Source organism: Bradyrhizobium sp. 195 (assembly GCF_023101665.1).
Taxonomy (GTDB): Bacteria; Pseudomonadota; Alphaproteobacteria; order Rhizobiales; family Xanthobacteraceae; genus Bradyrhizobium.
Window position 1 is genome coordinate 7,436,926 of sequence record NZ_CP082161.1, and the last position, 20,862, is coordinate 7,457,787.

The 20,862-nt window shown below is 65.5% G+C and carries 22 protein-coding genes; 8 read left to right on the plus strand and 14 right to left on the minus strand.

What is annotated here, in order from left to right; all coding sequences use genetic code 11:
* Positions 1-5: 5 nt before the first annotated feature.
* Both hisC and IVB26_RS34645 read left to right on the plus strand, forming a co-directional pair.
* Complete coding sequence (gene hisC, locus IVB26_RS34640) at positions 6-1,103, plus strand: histidinol-phosphate transaminase (protein ID WP_247969428.1); 1,098 nt, start codon at positions 6-8, stop codon at positions 1,101-1,103.
* On the plus strand, positions 1,100-2,038 hold the full coding sequence (locus tag IVB26_RS34645) for a prephenate/arogenate dehydrogenase family protein (RefSeq protein ID WP_247969429.1): 939 nt from the start codon (positions 1,100-1,102) through the stop codon (positions 2,036-2,038). Before hisC ends, IVB26_RS34645 begins: the two co-directional genes overlap by 4 nt.
* Before the next feature lie 102 nt (positions 2,039-2,140).
* Here IVB26_RS34645 and IVB26_RS34650 read toward each other — a convergent pair whose 3' ends face one another.
* A complete protein-coding gene (locus IVB26_RS34650; protein WP_247969430.1) occupies positions 2,141-3,325 on the minus strand; it encodes a DUF2125 domain-containing protein in 1,185 nt (394 codons plus the stop codon).
* Between the two features lie 110 nt (positions 3,326-3,435).
* Here IVB26_RS34650 and IVB26_RS34655 point away from each other — a divergent pair, with 110 nt between their 5' ends.
* Complete coding sequence (locus IVB26_RS34655; RefSeq protein ID WP_247969431.1) at positions 3,436-4,041, plus strand: gamma-glutamylcyclotransferase; 606 nt, start codon at positions 3,436-3,438, stop codon at positions 4,039-4,041.
* On the opposite strand, the gene IVB26_RS34660 is transcribed toward IVB26_RS34655, so the two are convergent.
* From IVB26_RS34660 to ftsE, 4 genes are all read right to left on the minus strand, one after another.
* The gene (locus tag IVB26_RS34660; protein WP_247969432.1) at positions 4,038-4,811 is read right to left on the minus strand and encodes a lysophospholipid acyltransferase family protein; all 774 of its coding nucleotides are present in this window, start codon (positions 4,809-4,811) and stop codon (positions 4,038-4,040) included. The two genes, IVB26_RS34655 and IVB26_RS34660, sit on opposite strands and share 4 nt — an antisense overlap.
* A gap of 35 nt (positions 4,812-4,846) precedes the next feature.
* Positions 4,847-5,551 carry a YdcF family protein gene (locus IVB26_RS34665; protein ID WP_247969433.1) on the minus strand — a complete coding sequence of 235 codons (705 nt, stop codon included), beginning with the start codon at positions 5,549-5,551 and terminating at the stop codon, positions 4,847-4,849.
* 239 nt (positions 5,552-5,790) lie between these two features.
* The gene (locus tag IVB26_RS34670; protein WP_247969434.1) at positions 5,791-6,759 is read right to left on the minus strand and encodes a cell division protein FtsX; all 969 of its coding nucleotides are present in this window, start codon (positions 6,757-6,759) and stop codon (positions 5,791-5,793) included.
* Entirely contained in the window at positions 6,752-7,411 is a 660-nt protein-coding gene (gene ftsE / locus IVB26_RS34675) for a cell division ATP-binding protein FtsE (RefSeq protein WP_063694655.1), read from the minus strand. The genes IVB26_RS34670 and ftsE overlap by 8 nt, the downstream gene beginning before the upstream one ends.
* A 151-nt stretch (positions 7,412-7,562) precedes the next feature.
* Here ftsE and IVB26_RS34680 point away from each other — a divergent pair, with 151 nt between their 5' ends.
* Together IVB26_RS34680 and IVB26_RS34685 are read left to right on the plus strand one after the other, a co-directional pair.
* Positions 7,563-8,441, plus strand: coding sequence for an MJ0042-type zinc finger domain-containing protein (locus IVB26_RS34680; RefSeq protein ID WP_247969435.1), 879 nt, complete (start codon positions 7,563-7,565; stop codon positions 8,439-8,441).
* A 50-nt stretch (positions 8,442-8,491) separates the two neighbouring features.
* The gene (locus tag IVB26_RS34685; protein WP_028139933.1) at positions 8,492-8,866 is read left to right on the plus strand and encodes a response regulator; all 375 of its coding nucleotides are present in this window, start codon (positions 8,492-8,494) and stop codon (positions 8,864-8,866) included.
* 142 nt (positions 8,867-9,008) lie between these two features.
* On the opposite strand, the gene IVB26_RS34690 is transcribed toward IVB26_RS34685, so the two are convergent.
* Both IVB26_RS34690 and IVB26_RS34695 read right to left on the minus strand, forming a co-directional pair.
* Positions 9,009-10,160 carry a DUF4175 family protein gene (locus IVB26_RS34690; protein ID WP_247969436.1) on the minus strand — a complete coding sequence of 384 codons (1,152 nt, stop codon included), beginning with the start codon at positions 10,158-10,160 and terminating at the stop codon, positions 9,009-9,011.
* Positions 10,148-12,097: a TIGR02302 family protein gene (locus tag IVB26_RS34695; RefSeq protein WP_247969437.1), complete on the minus strand. Its 1,950-nt coding sequence runs from the start codon at positions 12,095-12,097 to the stop codon at positions 10,148-10,150. The genes IVB26_RS34690 and IVB26_RS34695 overlap by 13 nt, the downstream gene beginning before the upstream one ends.
* Before the next feature lie 178 nt (positions 12,098-12,275).
* Here IVB26_RS34695 and IVB26_RS34700 point away from each other — a divergent pair, with 178 nt between their 5' ends.
* Together IVB26_RS34700 and IVB26_RS34705 are read left to right on the plus strand one after the other, a co-directional pair.
* Positions 12,276-12,659, plus strand: coding sequence for a carboxymuconolactone decarboxylase family protein (locus IVB26_RS34700; RefSeq protein ID WP_247969438.1), 384 nt, complete (start codon positions 12,276-12,278; stop codon positions 12,657-12,659).
* A gap of 129 nt (positions 12,660-12,788) precedes the next feature.
* Positions 12,789-13,694, plus strand: a complete 906-nt coding sequence (locus IVB26_RS34705) for an NAD(P)-dependent oxidoreductase (RefSeq protein ID WP_247969439.1) — start codon at positions 12,789-12,791, stop codon at positions 13,692-13,694.
* A gap of 110 nt (positions 13,695-13,804) precedes the next feature.
* On the opposite strand, the gene lysA is transcribed toward IVB26_RS34705, so the two are convergent.
* The 3 genes from lysA to argH all read right to left on the minus strand — a co-directional run bounded on the left by lysA (position 13,805) and on the right by argH (position 16,884).
* Positions 13,805-15,070 carry a diaminopimelate decarboxylase gene (lysA, locus tag IVB26_RS34710; RefSeq protein WP_247969440.1) on the minus strand — a complete coding sequence of 422 codons (1,266 nt, stop codon included), beginning with the start codon at positions 15,068-15,070 and terminating at the stop codon, positions 13,805-13,807.
* Positions 15,071-15,093: 23 nt separating this feature from the next.
* Positions 15,094-15,393: an LPS translocon maturation chaperone LptM gene (lptM, locus tag IVB26_RS34715; protein ID WP_247969441.1), complete on the minus strand. Its 300-nt coding sequence runs from the start codon at positions 15,391-15,393 to the stop codon at positions 15,094-15,096.
* A gap of 93 nt (positions 15,394-15,486) precedes the next feature.
* A complete protein-coding gene (gene argH / locus IVB26_RS34720) occupies positions 15,487-16,884 on the minus strand; it encodes an argininosuccinate lyase (protein WP_247969442.1) in 1,398 nt (465 codons plus the stop codon).
* A gap of 101 nt (positions 16,885-16,985) precedes the next feature.
* On the opposite strand from argH, the gene tlpA reads away from it, so the two are divergent.
* Positions 16,986-17,651, plus strand: a complete 666-nt coding sequence (gene tlpA / locus IVB26_RS34725; protein ID WP_247969443.1) for a thiol:disulfide interchange protein TlpA — start codon at positions 16,986-16,988, stop codon at positions 17,649-17,651.
* A 7-nt stretch (positions 17,652-17,658) separates the two neighbouring features.
* Here tlpA and IVB26_RS34730 read toward each other — a convergent pair whose 3' ends face one another.
* The 4 genes from IVB26_RS34730 to IVB26_RS34745 form a co-directional block, all read right to left on the minus strand.
* The gene (locus tag IVB26_RS34730; protein ID WP_008543352.1) at positions 17,659-17,853 is read right to left on the minus strand and encodes a hypothetical protein; all 195 of its coding nucleotides are present in this window, start codon (positions 17,851-17,853) and stop codon (positions 17,659-17,661) included.
* Positions 17,854-18,027: 174 nt separating this feature from the next.
* Complete coding sequence (locus IVB26_RS34735; protein WP_063203650.1) at positions 18,028-18,909, minus strand: 3-hydroxybutyryl-CoA dehydrogenase; 882 nt, start codon at positions 18,907-18,909, stop codon at positions 18,028-18,030.
* Between the two features lie 191 nt (positions 18,910-19,100).
* Positions 19,101-20,045: an electron transfer flavoprotein subunit alpha/FixB family protein gene (locus IVB26_RS34740; RefSeq protein WP_247969444.1), complete on the minus strand. Its 945-nt coding sequence runs from the start codon at positions 20,043-20,045 to the stop codon at positions 19,101-19,103.
* Positions 20,045-20,794, minus strand: coding sequence for an electron transfer flavoprotein subunit beta/FixA family protein (locus tag IVB26_RS34745; protein ID WP_247006978.1), 750 nt, complete (start codon positions 20,792-20,794; stop codon positions 20,045-20,047). The genes IVB26_RS34740 and IVB26_RS34745 overlap by 1 nt, the downstream gene beginning before the upstream one ends.
* Between the last annotated feature and the right edge of the window lie 68 nt (positions 20,795-20,862).

Sequence of the window (20,862 nt, forward strand, 5' to 3'; positions counted from 1 at the left end):
TGAAGATGTCCCGCCCCGTGCCGAATCCCGGCATTCTCGATATTGCGCCCTACACGCCCGGCAAGAGCCCGGTCGCCGAGCCGGGCCGCAAGGTATTCAAGCTCTCGGCCAACGAGACGCCGTTCGGGCCCTCGCCCAAGGCGATCGAGGCGTTCAAGCGCGTGGCGGACCATCTGGAGGACTATCCGGAAGGAACCTCGCGCGTGCTGCGCGAGGCGATCGGCCGTTCCTTCGGGCTCGATCCCAACCGCATCATCTGCGGCGCCGGCTCGGACGAGATCCTCAACCTGCTCGCTCACACCTATCTCGGCCAGGGCGACGAGGCGATCTCGACCACGCACGGCTTCCTGGTCTACCCGATCGCGACCATGGCGGTCGGTGCCAAGAATGTCGTCGCGCAGGAGACCAACCTCACCTGCGACGTCGACGCCATCCTGAAAGCCGTGACGCCGCGCACCAAGCTGGTCTGGCTCGCCAACCCGAACAATCCGACCGGGACCTATGTGCCGTTCGACGAGGTCAAGCGGCTGCGCGCCGGCCTGCCCTCGCACGTGCTGCTGGTGCTGGATGCCGCCTATTGCGATTACGTCTCGCGCAACGATTACGAGATGGGGATCGAGCTCGTCGCCACCACCGAGAATACGGTGGTGACGCACACATTCTCCAAGATCCACGGCCTCGCGGCGCTGCGCATCGGCTGGATGTTCGGCCCCGAGCACATCATCGACGCCGTCAACCGCATCCGCGGTCCCTTCAACGTGTCGACGCCGGCGATGTATGCCGCGGTCGCCGCGATCGAGGACACAGCGCACCAGGCGATGTCGAAGCAGTTCACCGAGACCTGGCGCAACTGGCTCACCGAGGAGATCGGCAAGCTCGGACTGAAGGTGACGCCGAGCGTCGCCAATTTCGTGCTGATCCACTTCCCGACCGACAAGGGCAAGTCCGCTGATGACGCCGACGCCTTCCTCACCAAGCGCGGCCTGGTGTTGCGCGCGTTGAAGAACTACGGCCTGCCGCATTCGCTGCGCATGACCATCGGCACCGAGGAAGCCAATCGCCTCGTGGTCGATGCCTTGCGCGACTTCGTGGCCGGCAAATGAGCGCGGATCCGCACTTCCAGCGTGTCGCGCTGATCGGCTTCGGCCTGATCGGCGGCTCGATCGCGCGCGCTGCGAAGCTCCAGGGCCTGGCGGGCGAGATCGTCACCACCGCGCGCTCGGAGAAGACGCGCGCGCGGGTGATGGAGCTCGGCATCGTCGACCAGGTCGTGGCTACCAATGCGGAAGCGGTGAAGGATGCCGATCTCGTCATCCTCTGCATTCCCGTCGGCGCCTGCGGACCTGTGGCCCAGGAGATCGCCGCGCACCTGAAGCCAGGCGCTGTTATCTCCGACGTCGGCTCGGTCAAGGGCGCGATCGTCAGGGACATGGCGCCGCACCTGCCGAAGACCGTTCATTTCGTGCCGGCGCATCCGGTCGCGGGCACCGAGCATTCGGGTCCGGATTCAGGTTTCGCCGAGCTCTTCATCAACCGCTGGTGCATTCTCACCCCGCCCGAAGGCGTCGACGCCGCGGCCACCGATCGCCTGCGCGCGTTCTGGGCGGCGATGGGCGCCAAGGTCGAGGTCATGACGCCGGATCATCACGATCTCGTGCTCGCCATCACCAGCCATCTGCCGCATCTGATCGCCTACACCATCGTCGGCACCGCCGACGAGCTGGCGCAGGTGACGGAATCCGAGGTCATCAAGTTCTCCGCCGGCGGCTTTCGCGATTTCACCCGCATCGCCGCATCCGACCCGACGATGTGGCGCGACGTCTTCCTCGCCAACAAGGAGGCCGTGCTGGAGATGCTCGGCACCTTCACCGAGGATCTGGCAAAGCTCACCCGCGCGATCCGCCGCGGCGACGGCGAAGCGCTGTTCGACCACTTCACCCGCACCCGCGCCATCCGCCGCGGCATCGTCGAGATCGGCCAGGATTCGGCGGCGGCGGATTTCGGCCGGCAGCACGGGCAGCTCGGCAAGAAGCCGTAAAGCTGAAGTAGCCCGGATGGAGCGCAAGCGTAATCCGGGGTTCTTCGATACGGTTGGCGCTCTCCCGGATTGCGCTTCGCTCCATCCGGGCTACGAGAACAACTAATACAGCGGCGGGATCTGGCCAACCTTGACCGGGCCGAGCAGCACGGCGCCGTCGACGAACTTCAGCGGGAAGCTTCTCGCCTTCTTGCCTTCCAGCGTGCTCTCGGTGCCGATCGAGTTGATGCCGGCGGCAACGCCGGCATTGGCGTTCTGCTTGATGACCTTGCCGAGGCCGGGCACGGCGCGGTCGAGCGCACCGAAGAGGTTGTTGAGATCCTGCGACTTCACACCCGGCGCGACGCGGTCGAGCGTCGCCTGCGGCACGCCCTCCTCCAGCATCTTCTCGATGCCGAGCGCCGGGATCACGCGCTCGAGGCCCGTCACCGTCATCTGCAATTCGCCGTCGAGCCGGCCGTTGGTGGAGATGCCGAGCGTGCCGGCCGCGATCGCGATCATCTCGCCCTGCTGGATCCGCGACTGCACGATCTCGATGTGACCGCCGGCGGCCTGGATCTCGCGGAAGCGCTGCGGCCAGGGCTTTGGCGTCAGGTCGGACAGGCCGGTGACCTTGGCACGCGTGTCCGCCTCGAATGGCTCGGCGAGCAGGGGATGAACGCCCTGGATGCTGCCCTGCGCGACATGGAGCACGGTCTCGATCACAGGATGATCGGCCGGCGATCCCTCAGCGAGGCGGCCGTGCAACTCGACCTGCTTGGCGCGCGCAAGCGGCACCTGCACGCTGCCGTCGAGCCGGTTGAGGGTGGGATCGTCGAACACGATGGAGGCGCGATCCGGCACGGCCGGCAGGCCGGCCACGCTGGCGCGACCGTTACTCCAGTTCACCACGAAGGTGTTTTGCGTGACGCCGTCGGTCAGGGTCGCGGGTGCGGAGAATTGGGCGATGACGCGCTTGGGATCGTAGACCTGGGCGACGACCAGGATGTTGTCGAGCTTCGCCGTGAACGGCGTCTGGCTCGCATTCTGCGAGACCAGGGCGACGCTGGCGCCGGAGCACTGGACCTCGAAGCGGAACGGGAAGCCGACGATCGAGCGCTTGGCGCAATCATAGATGCGGCCCGCCTTGGCCTCCTGCGCCCGCCAGGCGTGGGCGGCGATTTCGGCCTGCGACGCCGCATAGAACCAGAAGCAGCTCCACGCCACGGCGAGGATCAGGACGAGAACGGGTGCGATGAAAAGGCCCCAACGGGAGCGGCGGCCTGCGGCAACGGTCATATTGGACATGCGGCGACCCTTTGACCCCAGATTCAGGCAAATGTAAGCGAGGCCCGCCTGCGACGAAAGGCGGAGAATTCGCTTCGCTTGGGGGCGCGGTTCTGGTAGCCGTGCCCGAAATGTCGGAAATTACCCTCCCCTCCGTCACCACAGCCAACGGCGACCTCTGGGTGTTCGGCTACGGCTCGCTGATATGGCGGCCGGGCTTCGCATTCGAGGAGCGCGCCCCGGCGCGGCTGGTCGGCGAGCACCGCGCGCTCTGCGTCTATTCCTTCGTCCATCGCGGCACGCCGGAGAAGCCGGGCCTGGTCCTCGGGCTCGATCGTGGCGGCGCCTGCCGCGGCATCGCCTTCCGCGTCGCGGAGAAGAACCGCGCTGAGGTCGTCGCTTACCTGCGCGCGCGCGAGCAGGTGACGTCGGTCTATCGCGAGGTGATGCGCTCGGTATGGCTGGAGAACGATGCACGGCAGCGCGTCTCCGCGCTCGCCTATGTCGTGGATCGCGGCCATGTCCAGTATGCCGGCCGGCTCTCGCTCGCCGAGCAGCATCGCCATGTTATCCAGGGCCACGGCCAGTCCGGCGCGAACCGCGATTACGTGACGGCGACGGTGAAGGCGATCGAGGCCGAAGGCTTTCGCGACACGCAGCTGCATCAGCTCGCATTGATGCTGCACGGTGATGCACATTCCCTGCCCGCGCCCGCCGAAGACCGCGAAAACCGCTAGCCGCCAGTCGGCGCATAGCTCGGCGACGAGCCGATCAACTGCTCCTGCTCCTTCCGGCCCGCTTCGACGAGGCGGTTGGTGGCGTCCTCGATGGCCGTCTGCACACGGGAGAGAAACTCGTCCTTCGGCAGGCCTGATGGCAACGGATCGAGGAATTCGACCACCAGCGTGCCGGGATAACGCATGAAGGTGCGGCGGGGCCAGAACAGGCCGGAGTTGAGCGCGATCGGCAGACACGGCACGCCGCAGGACGAATAGATCTGCGCAAAGCCGGTCTTGTAGTCGGGCGGTGCGCCCGGCGCGCGGCGCGTGCCTTCCGGAAAGATCACGAGCTGCTTTCCGCTGCGCACCGCCTCGCGTGCCCGGCGCGTCATGTCGAGCAGCGCCTTCACCCCGGCATTGCGGTCGATCGCGATCATTCCGGTCTTGACCAGGAACTGACCGAATATCGGGATCTGCATCAGCTGACGCTTGAGGATGAAGATCGGGCGATCGAAGAAGCCCGGCAGCACGAAGGTCTCCCAGAACGACTGATGCTTCGCCACGATCACCAGCGGCCCCTGCGGAATCTTCTCCGTACCCCGGAATTCCACCTTGATGTTGCAGACCACGCGCATCAGGACCAGCGTCGCCTTCGCCCACCACGCCGCAACCGTCAGCATCGCGCGAGGCGGCAATGCGAAGGTCGGCAGCGCCACGATCGCGAGGCACACCAGCACGGCGTAGAACAGCACGTTGAACACCAGCGAGCGCAGGAAAATCAGGAACATCGACGATCCAGTTAATTTGCCGATCAATTTGCCGATCAATTGGCCTGTGCAGTGTTGGGCCGCTTCGGCTGCACGCTTGCAGGCTGCTCCGACATCTCGGGCGAAAGGTCAATCCCGAAATTCTCCAGCCTTACCCTGAGCTCGGCCGCGATATACTTGACATATTCCGACAGCAGCAGCCGCAAGGTGGACGCCGAGGTCCACCACGGCTCCTCGCGCCATTTGTCACCGACCACCGCGAACGGGATCAGCGTCGTCTGTGGCATCGCATGCGAGAACTCCACCAGCGCGCGCGGCATGTGATAGTTCGAGGTGACCACGATCAGCGATTGGAAACGGCGCCTCTCGGCCCAACGCCGCGCCTCCGCCGCATTGCCGCGGGTCGAGAGGGCGGTGCGGTCGAGATCGACGCAACAGGTCATGAAGGACTGGTTCTCCGGCAAGGTCCGGGAGATGTCGTTCGCCGTGGAGGTCGGATGCACGCCGGAGATCAGCAGCCGCCTGCCGTAGCCAGCAGCGAGCAGCTCCATCGCATCCGACACCCGCGAGGAGCCGCCAGTCAGCACCACGATGCCATCGGCCTTGCGCCCCGGCGCGGTCTCGGCGCCGCGCAATTGCGACAGGAACGCGATGAAACCCGCCGCCGCGCCGACGAAGGCGAACGCAATCGTCGACACCAATGCCGCGCGCAGCCAGCCGCGCGGCAGGTTCGGCGATCGATCGTCGGTCGGCGAGGTCATGTGATGTCGGTGATCCCTTCCCTGAGGTGATTTTATGACGTTTTGAGACGAAGTGGAGTCCGGTTTCTTCACCCTCCCCTTGCGAGAGCCGGGCGAGGGGTTCTCTCCGCGAACTCTCATCGACGTTTGCACGCTTGGACGGAGAGCCCTCATCCGGCGCTTCGCGCAACCTTCTCCCACAAGGCGAGAAGGGAAGGCAGCGAGCTCACCGCGAACATTTCACTCAGCCATGCGCATCTTCAATCCACATCATTCAGCGTCGCAAACAGCGTCTGGCGCGCGGCCACTGCGGTGATGGCGCCGATCAGCACGGCCTGGACCGCGAGTACGATGTAGCCGGATGGCCGCAGCGAGAAAGTGCCGAGCAGCGCGGCGAACTGGTCGCCGACGGGGGTACCGGAAAACCAGCCGGCAATCGACTCGGAGAAGCCGAACACCAGCATGGCGGCACCGCCGCCGATCAAGCCGCCCTCCAGCCCCAGCCTGAGGAAATGACGCAGGAAGTGGTTGGCGATGTAGCGGTCGCCGGCGCCGACGAAATGCAGCACCTCGACGATCGGACGGTTCGCCGCCATGGCGCCGCGCGTCGCGAACGAGACGGAGATGATGGTGGCGATGATGACGAGCGCAAGGATGCCGAGGCCGGCGAGCACGGTGGCGTTGGTCATCGAGCGCATCCGCTCGATCCAGGCACGGTGATCGTCGACGCTGGCGCCCGGCGCGACCTGGGTCACGCGCGCGCGCAAGCTGCCGAGATCGAGCGACGTGCCGGGCTGCACACGCGCGATGATCATGCGCGGCACCGGCAGATCGTCCATCGACAGCCCGGTGCCGAGCCAGGGCTCGAGCAGCTTGCCGCTCTCCTCCCTGCTGAACGGCTTGACCTCGACGATGCCGGCTTGCGTGCGCATCGCCTCCGTCACGGCGGCGGTGTCGCGTTCGAGATCGCGGCCGACCTGCGGGCGAACCTGGATGGTGATCTCGCTTGCAACGTCCGACTGCCATTCGGCGGCGGAGGCGCTGACCAGCAGCACCGTGCCGGTGGTCATCGAGGCGAGAAAGGTCATGATGGCGACGACGGCGACCAGTGCGCGGCCGTGGATCGAAGCGCGCGGCACGATCGGCGACATGTTGCGCGCCTTGGCCGGGAGCTGCGGACGCTCCTGTCCGAGGTCGACCAGTACGCCGCGCTCGTCGGTCCTACTCATAGACGTGCAGCCGTCCCTGGTGCAGCACGAGCCGCCGTGCCTCGTACTGGTCCATCAAGCCGATGTCGTGGGTCGCGATGATGACGGCGGTGCCCGATTTGTTGAGCTCGATGAAGAGCCGCAGCAGGCGGCGTCCGAGCGTCGGATCGACGCTGCCGGTCGGCTCGTCCGCGAGCAGCAGTTGCGGCCGCGAGATCACGGCGCGCGCGATCGCGGCGCGCTGCTTCTCGCCGCCCGACAGGATCGGCGGCAGCGCGTCCATGCGCTCGCCAAGCCCGACCCAGCGCAACAGATCGATCACCTCCTTGCGATAGCTCGACTCGCTGCGCCCCATGACGCGGAACGGCAGCGCGACGTTCTCATAGGTCGTCATGTGATCGAGCAGGCGGAAATCCTGCAGCACGATGCCGATGCGCTTGCGCAAGTCGGCGATCTCGTCCTTGCCGAGCTGCGAGATGTCATGACCAAACAGATTGACGAGGCCCCGCGTCGGCCGATGCGACAAGAACAACAGGCGCAGCAGCGAGGTCTTGCCGGCACCCGACGGGCCGGTGAGGAACTGGAACGAATGCGCCGGGATCTGGAAGCTGAGGTCGCGCAGAATCTCCGGCCCCAGACCGTAACGCAATCCAACATTTTCGAACCGAACCAAGCTCAGCTCCGTTCGAGAGGGGCGCGGGTCGCACTGCTGCGCTCCGCCATACGCGATCAACGGGTTTTGCGGCCGTTATGGTTTCCGGTTCGTTAACGGTCGCCCTGTAGCATACATGGTCAAGTCCTCGTTCATGCATCAAGGCTCGTCCATGCATATCGTCTGCCCTCATTGTATGACATCCTACGCCATCAAGCTTGCGAGCCTGGGGGCGAACGGACGGGCGGTCCGCTGTTCCCGCTGCAAGGAGACCTGGATCGCCCATGCCGAGGATGCCATCGAGGAGGCATCCGTCCCGGCCATGGCCGCAGCCAGCCAGGCCGACGACCAGTCCGACCTCGCCGAGCAGTGGAACTCCTATGCCAAGGACGACGGCGCCGCTGATGCGCCTGTCGTCGACAGCCCCTCGATCGCCAGCGACTGGCCCGATGAAGAGGCCAAGGAAACCGAGGACGAGTGGTCAGCGGCGGCCCGCGAGGCCGAAGAGGAGGTCGTCGGCGCGCAGCATCAGTCCTGGTTCCGCGGCCTGTTCGGCCGCCGTGGTGCGCGGGTCAGCCGCCCGGCACCCACCATTGCGCCGCGAAAATCCTATTTCGGCCTGCCGACCGCCTGCGCCGCCATGGGCGCGCTGGTGCTGGGGCTGGTGATCTGGCGCGGCGACATGGTGCGGCTGCTGCCGCAGACGGCGGCGTTCTACAAAATGGTAGGGCTCGAGGTGAACTTGCGCGGCCTCGCCTTCAAGGACGTGAAGCTCTCCAGCGAGACCGTGGACGGTAAGCAGGTGTTGGTGATCGAGGGCGTGATCGTCGGCGAGGGCAAGAAGCCGCTCGACATCCCGCGGCTGCGCTTTGCCGTGCGCGACGCGCAAGGCGCGGAGATCTATGCCTGGAATACGGTGCTGGAGCAGACCGTGCTGCGGCCCGGCGAGCGCGCCTTCTTCCGCTCTCGCCTCGCCTCGCCGCCGCCCGAGGGCCGCAATATCGACGTTCGCTTCTTCAACCGGCGCGACATTGCCGGCGGCAGCGTATAATCAGCTTGCAGAGTCCTGCACGGGAAGGTTCGTCCCCAGAGGTTGATCTGATGCCGAAAATCCTGATCGCCGACGACGAGGATTCGATGCGCACGCTGGTGGCGCGCGCCATCGCCATGGACGGCCACGAGACCGTCACCGCGCAGGACGGCGCCGAGGCGCTCGAGATCCTGACCCGCGAGGACGGCGCCTTCGACCTGCTGCTCACCGACATCCAGATGCCCATCATGGACGGCATCGCACTGGCGCTCTCCGCCGCGCGCGATTTCCCCGACCTGACCATCCTGCTGATGACCGGCTTTGCGGACCAGCGCGAGCGCGCCTCGAACCTGAATGCGCTGGTGCACGACGTCGTGACAAAACCGTTCTCGGTCGCCGACATCCGCACGGCGGTGGCGGACGCGCTGGCGGCGAAGAAGGGGTAGCGGCAAACACTAGCCACACATGCCGCTGTCATGCCCCGGCTTGACCGGGGCATCCAGTACGCCGCGGCTTCTCGATTGGATCACTGTCGTCTCGGAGTACTGGATCGCCCGGTCAAGCCGGGCGATGACACTGAGTGTGACGTTAAAAATCCTTCAGCAGCCGCTCGATATAATCGAGCTCGATCTGCGGGCGCGAGCTGTCGCCGAGGCGGCGGCGGAGTTCTTCGAGGATGCGGCGGACACGCTGGGCGTCGATCTCGCCGGGGATCTTGACGGAATAGTCGTCGCTGAGATCGCGGCCGTGAAGCGGGCGGCCCAGCGGATCGGTCTGATTGCCGCCGCTCTGCTGGCGACCGGCCCGATTGCCGGGACCATCGCCCTGCCCGTCGCCATCGCCCTGCTGCATCGCCTCGGCCATCTTCTGCGCGCCCTTGCGCATCGCATCGAGTGCCTTGCCCTGTGAATCCACGGCACCGTCGGCATTGCCCTCGCCGAGCTTTGAACCAGCATCACCCATGGCGCCGTCCGCGGTGTCGAGGCTGCCATCGTCATCGCCGTCGTCGCCGTCCTGATCGCCGTTCTGGCCCTGGTCGCCCTGCTGGCCTTTCTGTCCCTGTTGACCCTGCTGTCCCTTCTGACCCTTTTGTCCCTTCTGCGCGAGGCCGCGCTTGGCGAGCTCGTCCTGCAGCTTCTTCAGGCGGTCGCGCAGCGACTGCTGATCCTGCTGGAGGTCCGACATCGACTGGTCGCCCTGCTTGCCGCGCGAGCGGTCCCGCCGGGAGTCCTGGCCCTGCTTGAAAGTCTTGTCGCGCAATTGCTGCTGCTTGCGGATCATGTCGCTGAGCTCGTTCAGCGCCTGCTCCATCTCGCTCTCGCCGGATTGCCCGGGCTGCGCCATCTGCAGATTTTCCATGATCTGCGCGAGCTGCTCGAGCATGCGCTGCGCGGCCTCTTTATTGCCTTCGCGCGCCGCCTTCTCGATCTGCCGCAACAGATCGTCCAGATCCCGCTGCGTGATGACGGAACGATCGCGACTGGAAGATTGGCTTCTCTCCGTGGCGCGCTTGTATTCCTCGAGCTTCTGAATGGCGTCGGATTGGTTGTTCAGGCTCTTCCCGGACTCCTTCTGCCTGAGGCTGTCGCCGGAATCCTGCATCGCCTTTTCCGCGCTGTCGAGCAACGCATCAGGATCCTGATCCTGCTGGGCCGCGACCGGGGGTACGCCTCCCAACAGGACGGCGAGACAGGCGATCGACATCGCCTTCCAGACTGGCACGCGTGCTAGCTTCCGCATTTCCGGTCCCGCGTAAACTGGTTGGTCTTGTCGTCCCCCGCCTTGTTGGCACGGCTGTTCGCCGACTTGCGATAGGCTTGAAGCTGCTCGCGCAAGACGTCCTGCTGCTGCGCCAGCTCTGCGAGCTGCTCGGGCGTCGCATGCTGGGTCTTCTGCCGCAGCTCGATCGCCTTGTCGAGGATGAGCTGGACCTCCGCGGGGAACGGCTGCCGGGCCCCGAGCGGATTCTGCTCGGCGCGTCGGGCGAGATCGCGCACCTTGCCGGCCATGGCCTCACGAAGCTTCTGCGTCAGCACCCTGAGCTCGTCCTCGCTGGCACCGCGCTCCAGGGCCGCCTTGAGCGCGTCCTGCGCCGAGCGCAGCGCGGCGTTGACGCTGCCGGCGACACCGTCGTCCTCGATGGTGACCGCGAAGGCCCACATGCTCGCCACGACATTGCGCAGGGCGTCGTCGGTGCGGGCAGCCTCGAGCTGGGTCGCGAGGCTCCGGAGGCCGAGATAGCAGCCGGCATCGGGCGTGAACAATTCTGGTGCGATCATCAGCGCGTCGAGCGCGGTGTAGACGTCGGAATTCCTGTTGGCGTCGAGCGCGAGGATGCGGCGTTGCTCGATCAGCGCGCGCGCGAGCGAGTTGGTGAACAGACGCTCGGGCAGGCGCATGTTGAAGGGTTCGCTTCTAGCCTCGTTGCCGGCCTCGTCTTTGGCGGTCAGCGTCAGCGTGACGTCGGCGCCGGCATACGGATCCTCGCTGAGGTCCTTCACCGTCTGGCCGACGCCGTTGCGGGTGCGGGCGTTCGGCAGCACGAGCGGGAAGTGCGGCGGCTCGAACAACGGCCGCGCCGCGGCCTTGGCGTCGGAATCCTTGCGGCCATCCTTGACGGCATCTTTGGCGTCGGCGGAGCGCAAGGCAATGTGCGCATCCGCGCCGGTGACGCCGTAATCATCCTCGATCTTGTAGGAGAGCTGGAGCCCGCCGCGCGCCTGGCGCTCGGGATCCTTGGCAAGCGCGATCGTCGGCGCACGGTCCGGCGTTGCCGCAAACGCCCACTGCGGCTGGCCGGAAGGCGCACGGACACGCGCGGTGCCGTCACCGGTGATGGCAAAATGCTTCTCGTTGGTGCCCTTGGGTGCAGCCTCCGCGGGCGCGACCTCCTTGAGACCGCCGGAGACGGCGACATCCAGGCTGCCGCCGGAGGAGCGCACGATCAGGGTCGAGCCTGCGGGAACGGCAAGCGGGCCTGAAGCCGGCAGCGCTGCGGCCTCCTTGTTGGCGGCCGACAGGATGACCGGCGGCTTGCCGGTGTAGAGCGGCGGGGTGACCCAGGCATCAACGCGAACATTCGCCGGCGCCAGCACGCCGTTCCAGTCGAAGGCGGCCCCGAGCCGCATCGCGCGCTCGTCGCCGGCGGCGAAGAAGGTCGCGACCAGCATCACCATGACCAGCGCGCGCAGCGCCCAGGGATCATGGAGCGCGAGTCGCGGATGCGGCAGACCGGCGCGGATGCGCTTGATCGAGGCCAGCGTACGCTCGCGCTGCGCCTGCCACAGCGCCTGTGCGACCGGATCCTGCGAGGACAGTGTGTCGGTCAGCGTCGTCGCCGGGCGGTGACGGATGCCGGAGCCACGATCGAGCCGGGCCAGCGCCTCGTCGCGGCTCGGCCAGCGGAAGCGAAACAGGGGCAACAGGACGGCGATTGCGATGGCGGCGAAAACGACGAGACCGATGGCACGGGCGATGAACGGCAACGCCAGCCACAGGCCGGCCCAGGACACCACCAGGAACAGGCCGACGACGGTCAGAAGCCGCGCCAGATTTGGCCAAGCACGCTCCCACGCGATGGCATAGATGGCCCGATCGAGGGCCTGCGCCAGCTTCAACCGCGACAGAGCGTCACTGTTGCGGATCGGGTCTGACGGGTCGGGGGTGACGCCGTTCAATCAACTCTCCAGGTTGCCCGGTGGAGAGGAGCCTATCACAACGGCAGCACTGAGGCATCCGTTCCCGTACGGGAGACACCCCTTTTCCCGCATAACACGAGGACGTGACTGGCCCCGCCCAACCCCGTAATTTCCGCGCGCTGCCCGAGAGAAACGCAAGGGAAGTAAGGGAAACGTCATGGACAAGAAGATGCACGACAAGGGCCTGGAAGTCCGCAAAGCGGTGCTGGGCGAGGCCTATGTCAACAACGCCCTCAAGAACGTCGATGATTTCAACCGTCCGTTCCAGGAGATGCTGAACGAATATTGCTGGGGCACGGTGTGGGGCCGCGAGGAGCTGCCGCGCAAGACCCGCAGCATGCTCAACATCGCCATGATCGCGATCCTCAACCGCCAGCACGAGTTCCGCGCACATCTGAAGGGCGCGCTCACCAACGGCGTCAGCCGCGAGGAAATCCGCGAGATCCTGATGCAGGTCGCGATCTACGGCGGCATGCCTGCCGCAGTCGACAGTTTTCGCGTCGCGCGCGAGGTGTTCGCGGAGATCGACGGCAAGGCGTGAGCCGAACAAATAGCTTTCAACGCTCCGTCATTGCGAGCGAAGCGAAGCAATCCAGAAATCCCTCCACGGACACATCCCTGGATTGCTTCGTCGCTTCGCTCCTCGCAATGACAACAGAAAGGAAACACCATGGACATCGGATTCATCGGCCTCGGAAACATGGGTTTCCCGATGGCGCGGCGGCTGATCGAGGCGGGACACAGGCTCGTCGTGTTCGACACGCGCGAGGAGGTCACGGGCAAGTTCGTCGCGCTCGGCGCGGCTGCGGCGACATCGCCGAAGGACGTTGCCGATCAGGTCGAGACCGTCATGGCGAGCCTGCCCTCGCTGCAGGCTTCGCTCGAGGTTGCAACCGGAGCGAACGGCGTGATCGAGGGCAGCCGCGCAAAACGCTTCATCGATCTCTCGACCGTCGGCTCAACGATGGCGACGAAGATTCACGGCCTCCTCGCCCAACGCAACATCGTGCAGATCGACTGCCCCGTCTCCGGCGGCGTCGGCGGCGCCGAGAAGGGCACGTTGGCGGTGATGGTCTCCGGGCCGAAGGCGGAGTTCGAACTGCTCAAGCCCGCGCTCGACATCATCGGAAAAGTGTTCTTCATCGGCGAGAAGCCCGGCGCGGCGCAGACCATGAAGCTCGCCAATAATTTCCTGTCGGCGACCGCGATCGTGGCGACGTCGGAAGCGGTGGTGATGGGCGTGAAGGCTGGGCTCGATCCCGCCGTGATGATCGACGTCATCAATGCCGGCTCCGGCATGAACACGGCGAGCCGCGACAAGTTTCCGCGCTCGGTGCTGCCGCGCACATTCGACTTCGGCTTCGCCACGGGATTGATGGTGAAGGACGTGCGGCTGGCGCTGGAGGAGATGAAGCAGCTCGGCTTGTCGATGGAGGTCGCGGACGCGGTCGGGCGGTTGTGGGAGACCGTGATAGCTGCGGAAGGCGCCGAATCCGATTTCACCGCGGCGATCAAGCCGATCGAGAAGAAGGCGGGGGTTCTGGTTGATGGGAAGGGCGGATTGGCCGGGAAGTAGCGCTACACAGGAGCTGCGTAGCCCGGATGGAGCGCAGCGTAATCCGGGGCTGTTGCGGCTTGGCGAGAACCCGGATTTCGCTGCGCTCCATCCGGGCTACGGTCAATCACTCACAGCCACGGCGCCGGCGTATCCATCGCGATCAGCTGCTCGACCTCCACGCGCGGGCGCACCACGGCGTACTGATCGTCCTTCACCAGCACCTCCGGCACCAGCGGCCGGGTGTTGTAGGTGCCGGCCTGCACCGCGCCGTAGGCACCTGCGGTCATGATAGCGAGGAGATCGCCGGGGGCGGGCGTCGGCAGCGTACGATCGAGCGCGAGATAGTCGCCGGTCTCGCAGACCGGGCCGACGACATCGGCCGTGATGGTGGCGGTGCCCGTGGCGGGCTGCTTCACCGGCAGGATATCGTGATGCGCCTCATACAGCGTCGGGCGGATCAAATCGTTCATGGCAGCGTCGATGATGACGAAATTCTTGCCGTCGCCGTGCTTCACGTAGATCACCTTGGCGACCAGGATGCCGGCATTGCCGACGATCATGCGGCCGGGCTCGAACATCAGCGTGCAGCCGAGATTGTGGCTGACGCGCTTGACCATGGCGGCATAGGCGGCGGGTGCCGGCGGCGCCTCGCGGTCCATGTAATAGGGAATGCCGAGGCCGCCGCCGAAATCGACATGGCTGATGTTGTGACCGTCGGTGCGCAGCGTCTGCACGAACTCGGACAGGATGCGGAACGCGGTCTCCATGCCGGAGAGCTCGGTGATCTGGCTGCCGATATGCACGTCGGTCCCGGTCACCTCGATGCCCGGGAGTTTCGCAGCGCGGGCATAGACCTCACGGGCATGCACGATCGGAATGCCGAACTTGTTCTCGGACTTGCCGGTCGAGATCTTGGCGTGGGTGCCGGCATCGACATCGGGGTTGACGCGGAGCGAGATGCGCGCGGTCTTGCCCATCTCGGTCGCAAGCCGCGACAGCAGCTCGAGCTCGGGCTCGGATTCGACGTTGAGGCAGAGGATGTCGGCGGCGAGCGCGGCACGCAGTTCGGTTTCGGTCTTGCCGACGCCGGAGAACAGGATCTTATTCGGCGGAATGCCGGCGGCCAGCGCGCGCTTCAATTCTCCGCCGGAGACCACGTCGGCGCCGGCGCCCAGCTTGGCCAGCGTGCGCAGCACCGACTGGTTGGAGTTCGCCTTCATGGCGTAGCAGACCAGCACCTTCTCACCGGCGAAGGCATCGGTGAAGACGCGATAGTGCCGCTCCAGCGTCGCGGTCGAATAGCAATAGAACGGCGTGCCGACGGTCGCGGCCAGCTCGGACAGGTTCACCGCCTCGGCGTGCAGCACGCCGTTGCGATAGTCGAAATGGTTCATGGCTTAGGCTCGGTTGTCCCGGCTTATTTCTTGCCGGGAGGTTCGTCCAGGAGCGAGTCGAGAATAAACGGTTTCTTCCGGCCCTTGGCCGCCGCGGGCTCGGCATCCGCACCTGAGGCTGAGGTGGGATTGAACATGCTCGACGTCTTCTGGGCTGCGGTCTCGGTGTCGACAGGCGCGGCGCCGTTGGCCGTCGGCGCGTTGGTGGCGGTCGGCGGCAGATCCAGCGGACCTTTGCGGCCGCAGCCGGCAAGCGCAAGCGCTGTCAGGCTCAAGACAATGATGGCCCACCCCGAGCCGGCCGGGCGAAACTTTGACGTCACGACGAAATCCCCACTACGCGGGCCGCACCATACAGAGATTGGCGTGGTCTGGCGAGAGCCGGATGACCATGAAACATCAGCGAAATTTTACCCTCAGCCCAATTTTCGCTCTTTTTCCAGCCGCTTCAACCAGGCCTTGGCCTGGGCAGTCACGTTCTTCGGCGCGGTGCCGCCGAAGCTGGTGCGGCTCTTCACCGACGATTCGACCGAGAGCACGCCGAACACGTCCTTGGTGATTTTCGGCTCGATCGCCTGCATCTCCTTGAGCGGCAGCTCGTGCAGCGCCACGCCGCCCTCGGCGGCCTTGGCGACGATGCGGCCAGTGACGTGATGGGCCTCGCGGAACGGCATCTTCAGGGTCCGCACCAGCCAGTCGGCGAGGTCGGTCGCGGTGGCATAGCCCTCGCCCGCGGCCGCCTTCATCTTGGCTTCGTCGGGCACGAGGTCGCGGACCATGCCGGTCATGGCGCGGATCGCCAGCGACAGCGCGGCAAACCCTTCCATGGCGCCCTGCTTATCCTCCTGCATGTCCTTTTGATAGGCGAGCGGCAGGCCCTTCATCACGATCAACAGACCGTTGAGCGCACCGATGACGCGGCCGGTCTTGGCGCGTACCAGCTCCGCGGCATCCGGATTGCGCTTCTGCGGCATGATCGAGGATCCCGTGGTGAACTTGTCGCTGAGCCGGATCATGCCGACCAGCGGCGAGGTCCAGATCACGATTTCCTCGGCGAAGCGCGACATGTGCACGGCACAGATCGAGGCTGCTGACAGCGTCTCCAGCACGAAGTCACGGTCGGACACCGCGTCGAGCGAGTTCGCCATCGGACGGTCGAAGAGAAGCGCTTTTGCGGTGGCGTGGCGGTCGATCGGGAACGAGGTGCCGGCGAGCGCGGCGGCGCCGAGCGGCGATTCGTTCAGCCGCTTGCGCGCATCCTGGAAGCGGCCGCGATCGCGCGCGGCCATCTCGACATAGGCGAGCAGATGATGGCCGAAGGTCACCGGCTGCGCAGTCTGCAGATGCGTGAAGCCGGGCATGACGGTGCCGGCGTGCTCGAGCGCACGCCCGACCAAGGCTCCCTGGAACGCGGCGAGCGCGGCATCGGTCTCGTCGAGAACGTCACGCACGTAGAGACGAAAATCGGTCGCGACCTGGTCGTTGCGCGAGCGCGCGGTGTGCAGCCTTCCGGCGGCGGGGCCGATCAGTTCGGACAGGCGGCTCTCGACATTCATATGAATGTCCTCGAGCGTGCGCTTGAACTCGAAGCCGCCCTTGCCGATCTCTGACAAAATCGTGTCTAGACCCTTGCCGATATTTTTCGCATCAGAGCCCGTGATGATGCCCTTCGCGGCGAGCATCGCAGCGTGAGCCTTGGACGCGGCAATGTCCTGGGCGTAGAGGTGACGATCGACGTCGATGGAGACGTTGATCTCTTCCATGATCTCATCGGGACGTTCCGAGAACCGGCCGCCCCACATCTTGTTGCTCATGATCCCCTGCTCACGCCTTGATTTGCCGCACGTTTGCTGGCCGCCGCCAGCCGTATTAAGAGGCCCCTGATAGCCATATCTGCGACCGGATGACAAACGATATGCTCGACAAGAAGCCCTCCGCCACGCGCCGGGTCCCCCTCGTCATCGCCACCGTGGCGGTCGGAGGGCTGGCCGGCTTCGCCGCGCTGTACGGACTGGGCCTGAGCCGCGCGCCTGGCGGCGATCCGACCTGCAAGCCGGCGGTGGCCACGGCGCAAAAGATCGCCCCGCTCGCCCATGGCGAAGTGGCGGCGCTAACCATGGCGAGCGCCCCGCTCAAGCTGCCCGACCTCGCCTTCGAGGATGCCGACGGCAAGCCGAAGAAACTGTCAGATTTCCGCGGCAAGACGCTGCTGGTGAACCTGTGGGCGACCTGGTGCGTGCCATGCCGGAAGGAAATGCCGGCGCTGGACGAGCTCCAGGGCAAGCTGTCGGGCCCGGATTTCGAGGTGGTGGCGATCAATATCGACACCCGCGACCCCGAGAAGCCGAAAAACTTCCTGAAAGAGGCCAATCTTGGCAGGCTGAGCTATTTCAGCGACCAGAAAGCCAAGGTGTTTCAGGATCTTAAGGCCATAGGCCGGGCCCTGGGCATGCCGACCTCGGTGCTGGTCGATCCGCAAGGCTGCGAGATTGCGACGATCGCGGGGCCGGCGGAATGGGCGAGCGAGGACGCGCTCAAGCTGATCCGGGCGGCGACCGGCAAGGCCGCCGCGTCGCTCTAAGGATGGTTCAGGCGGTGACGTTGAGATTGCCGCCGACGCCTGGGCCGACATTGGCGAGCGAGGGCTGACCGGCGCCGAGCAGCGTCAGGACGGTGGATTTCTCCATGTCCGCGTTCTGCTTGGTCAGCGTCGCCGCAATATTCGACTGCAGCGCGCCTTGCTGAGCGGCCAGCATGGTGCTGACCATTGCCATCATGTCCATTACGCGAACCCTCGTACCGGCCGTAACCTAGGCGCGAGAGATTAACGGGACATGAAATGTCACAGGAGCCGTAGGGTGGATTAGCCGAAGGCGTAATCCACCTCTTTGGCATCCGCTGAGACAGAAGTGGTGGGTTACGCTGCGCTAACCCACCCTACGGCGCCGTGAAATGGATCAGCGCGTCGGAACCGGTTTGGCGCCGCGATAATCGTAGAAGCCGCGCTGGGTTTTGCGGCCGAGCCAGCCGGCCTCGACGTATTTCACCAGCAGAGGGCACGGGCGGTACTTGGAGTCGGCCAAACCCTCGTGCAGCACCTGCATGATGGAGAGGCAGGTATCGAGACCGATGAAATCGGCCAGCTCGAGCGGGCCCATCGGATGGTGAGCCCCGAGCTTCATCGCCGCGTCGATCGCCTCGACATTGCCGACGCCTTCATACAGCGTGTAGATCGCCTCGTTGATCATCGGCAGCAGGATGCGGTTGACGATGAAGGCCGGGAAATCCTCGGAGACCGCGACCTGCTTGCCGAGCTTGGCGACGAACTCCTTGGACGCCTCGAAGGTCGAATCGTCAGTGGCGATGCCTCGGATCAGCTCCACCAGTTCCATCAGCGGCACCGGATTCATGAAGTGAATGCCGATGAAGCGCTCGGGACGGTCGGTCGCGGCGGCGAGCCGCGTGATCGAGATCGAGGACGTATCGGAGGCGACGATCGCCTCCGGCTTCAACACCGCACAGAGCTCGTGGAAGATCTTGCGCTTGACCTCCTCCTTCTCGACTGCGGTCTCGATCACGAGGTCGCAATCGGCGAGATCGTCGAGCTTTTCGGCGGGCGTGATGCGCGCCATCGCCTTGGCCTTGTCATCCTCGGAGACGGCCTTCTTGGAGACCTGTCGCGCCAGATTGCCGTTGATGGTGGCCATCCCCGACTTGAGGCGGTCGGCCGAGACGTCGTTGAGCACCACGTCGAAGCCGGCCAGCGCCGCAACGTGCGCGATGCCACTGCCCATCTGACCCGCGCCGATCACGCCGACCTTCTTGATCACTGCCGCCATCTTGTCATCCACCGGAACGGCGCGCATGTCGCGCCTGCCTATCCCCCGAGCCGGGAGGTCCGATTTAATCAGAACCTTGGCTCGAAACCTAGATTGGATCGCTTCGAAGGCGTGCCCCACGCCAAAGAAAACGCCTCAGAAATGAAACACCGGCCGGAGTTTATAGCTCCGGCCGGTGTTTTTGGCTCGTTTTACTTGCCGAGCTTGCCGAGTTCGGCCGTCAGCTCCGGAACCACCTGGTAGAGGTCGGCGACCAGGCCGTAATCGGCGACCTGGAAGATCGGCGCGTCCTCGTCCTTGTTGATCGCGACGATCACCTTGGAGTCCTTCATGCCGGCCAGATGCTGGATCGCGCCGGAAATGCCGACGGCGACATAGAGCTCGGGGGCCACGACCTTGCCGGTCTGGCCGACCTGCCAGTCGTTCGGCGCATAGCCGGCGTCCACCGCCGCACGCGAGGCACCGACACCGGCCCCAAGCTTGTCAGCGAGCGGCTCGATGTACTTGGCAAAATTCTCGCGGCTCTGCATGGCGCGGCCACCGGAGACGATGATCTTGGCCGAGGTCAGCTCGGGGCGGTCGCTCTTGGCGACTTCCTCGCCGACGAACGACGACAGGCCGGGATCGGCCGCCGCTGCCACGTTCTCGACTGCGGCGCTACCACCCTCGCCCGCTGCCGCGAAGGTCGAGGTCCGCACCGTGATGACCTTCTTGGTGTCCTTGGACTTCACGGTCTGGATGGCGTTGCCGGCATAGATCGGACGCTCATAGGTGTCGGGGGCGACCACCTTGATGATCTCCGAGACCTGCATGACGTCGAGCAGCGCGGCAACGCGCGGCATCACGTTCTTGAAGCGCGAGGTCGCGGGGGCGACGATCGCGTCATAGCCGGAAGCCAGCGACACGACCAGCGCGGCCAGCGGCTCGGCGAGATCGTGCGCGTAGAGATCGCCGTCGGCGAGCAGCACCTTCTTCACGCCGGCAAGCTTGGCGGCGGCATCCGCCGCGGCCTTGGCGTTCTGGCCGGCGACCAGCACCTCGACATCCGCGCCGAGCGCGGCAGCCGCGGTCAGGGCCTTGTTGGTCGCATCCTTGAGCGACGCATTGTCGTGTTCGGCAATCAGAAGCGTCGTCATCAGAGCACCCCGGCTTCGTTCTTGAGTTTCGACACCAGCTCGGCGACGTCCTTGACCTTGACGCCGGCCTTGCGGCCGGCCGGCTCCGTCGTCTTGACGACCTCGAGACGCGGAGCGACATCGACGCCGTAATCGGCGACGGTCTTGTCCGCGATCGGCTTCTTCTTGGCCTTCATGATGTTCGGCAGCGAGGCGTAGCGCGGCTCGTTGAGACGCAGATCGGTGGTGACGATCGCCGGTCCCTTCAGCTTCACGGTCTGGAGGCCGCCATCGACTTCGCGGGTGACCTTGAAGTCGGAGCCTTCGACCTCGAGCTTCGAGGCAAACGTCGCCTGCGACCAGCCGAGCAGCGCGGCCAGCATCTGGCCGGTCTGGTTGCTGTCGTCGTCGATCGCCTGCTTGCCGAGAATGATCAGGCCGGGCTGCTCTTCGTCCGCAACCTTCTTCAGGATCTTGGCGACCGCGAGCGGCTCGACGCTGCCTTCGGCTTTCACCAGGATGCCGCGGTCGGCGCCCATGGCAAGACCGGTGCGGATCGTCTCCGACGCCTGCGCCGGGCCAATGGAGACCACCACGACCTCGGTGGCCTTGCCGGCTTCCTTCAGGCGCAGCGCTTCCTCGACCGCGATTTCGTCGAAGGGGTTCATCGACATCTTGACGTTGGCGAGTTCAACGCCCGATCCATCGCCCTTGACGCGGACCTTGACGTTGTAATCGACCACCCGCTTTACCGGCACTAAGACCTTCATCGATCCTCTTTCACTCAATTTGGGAGGGGGGTTATCAACTGGCGCGGAACCTAAAGGCCTGATCTGCC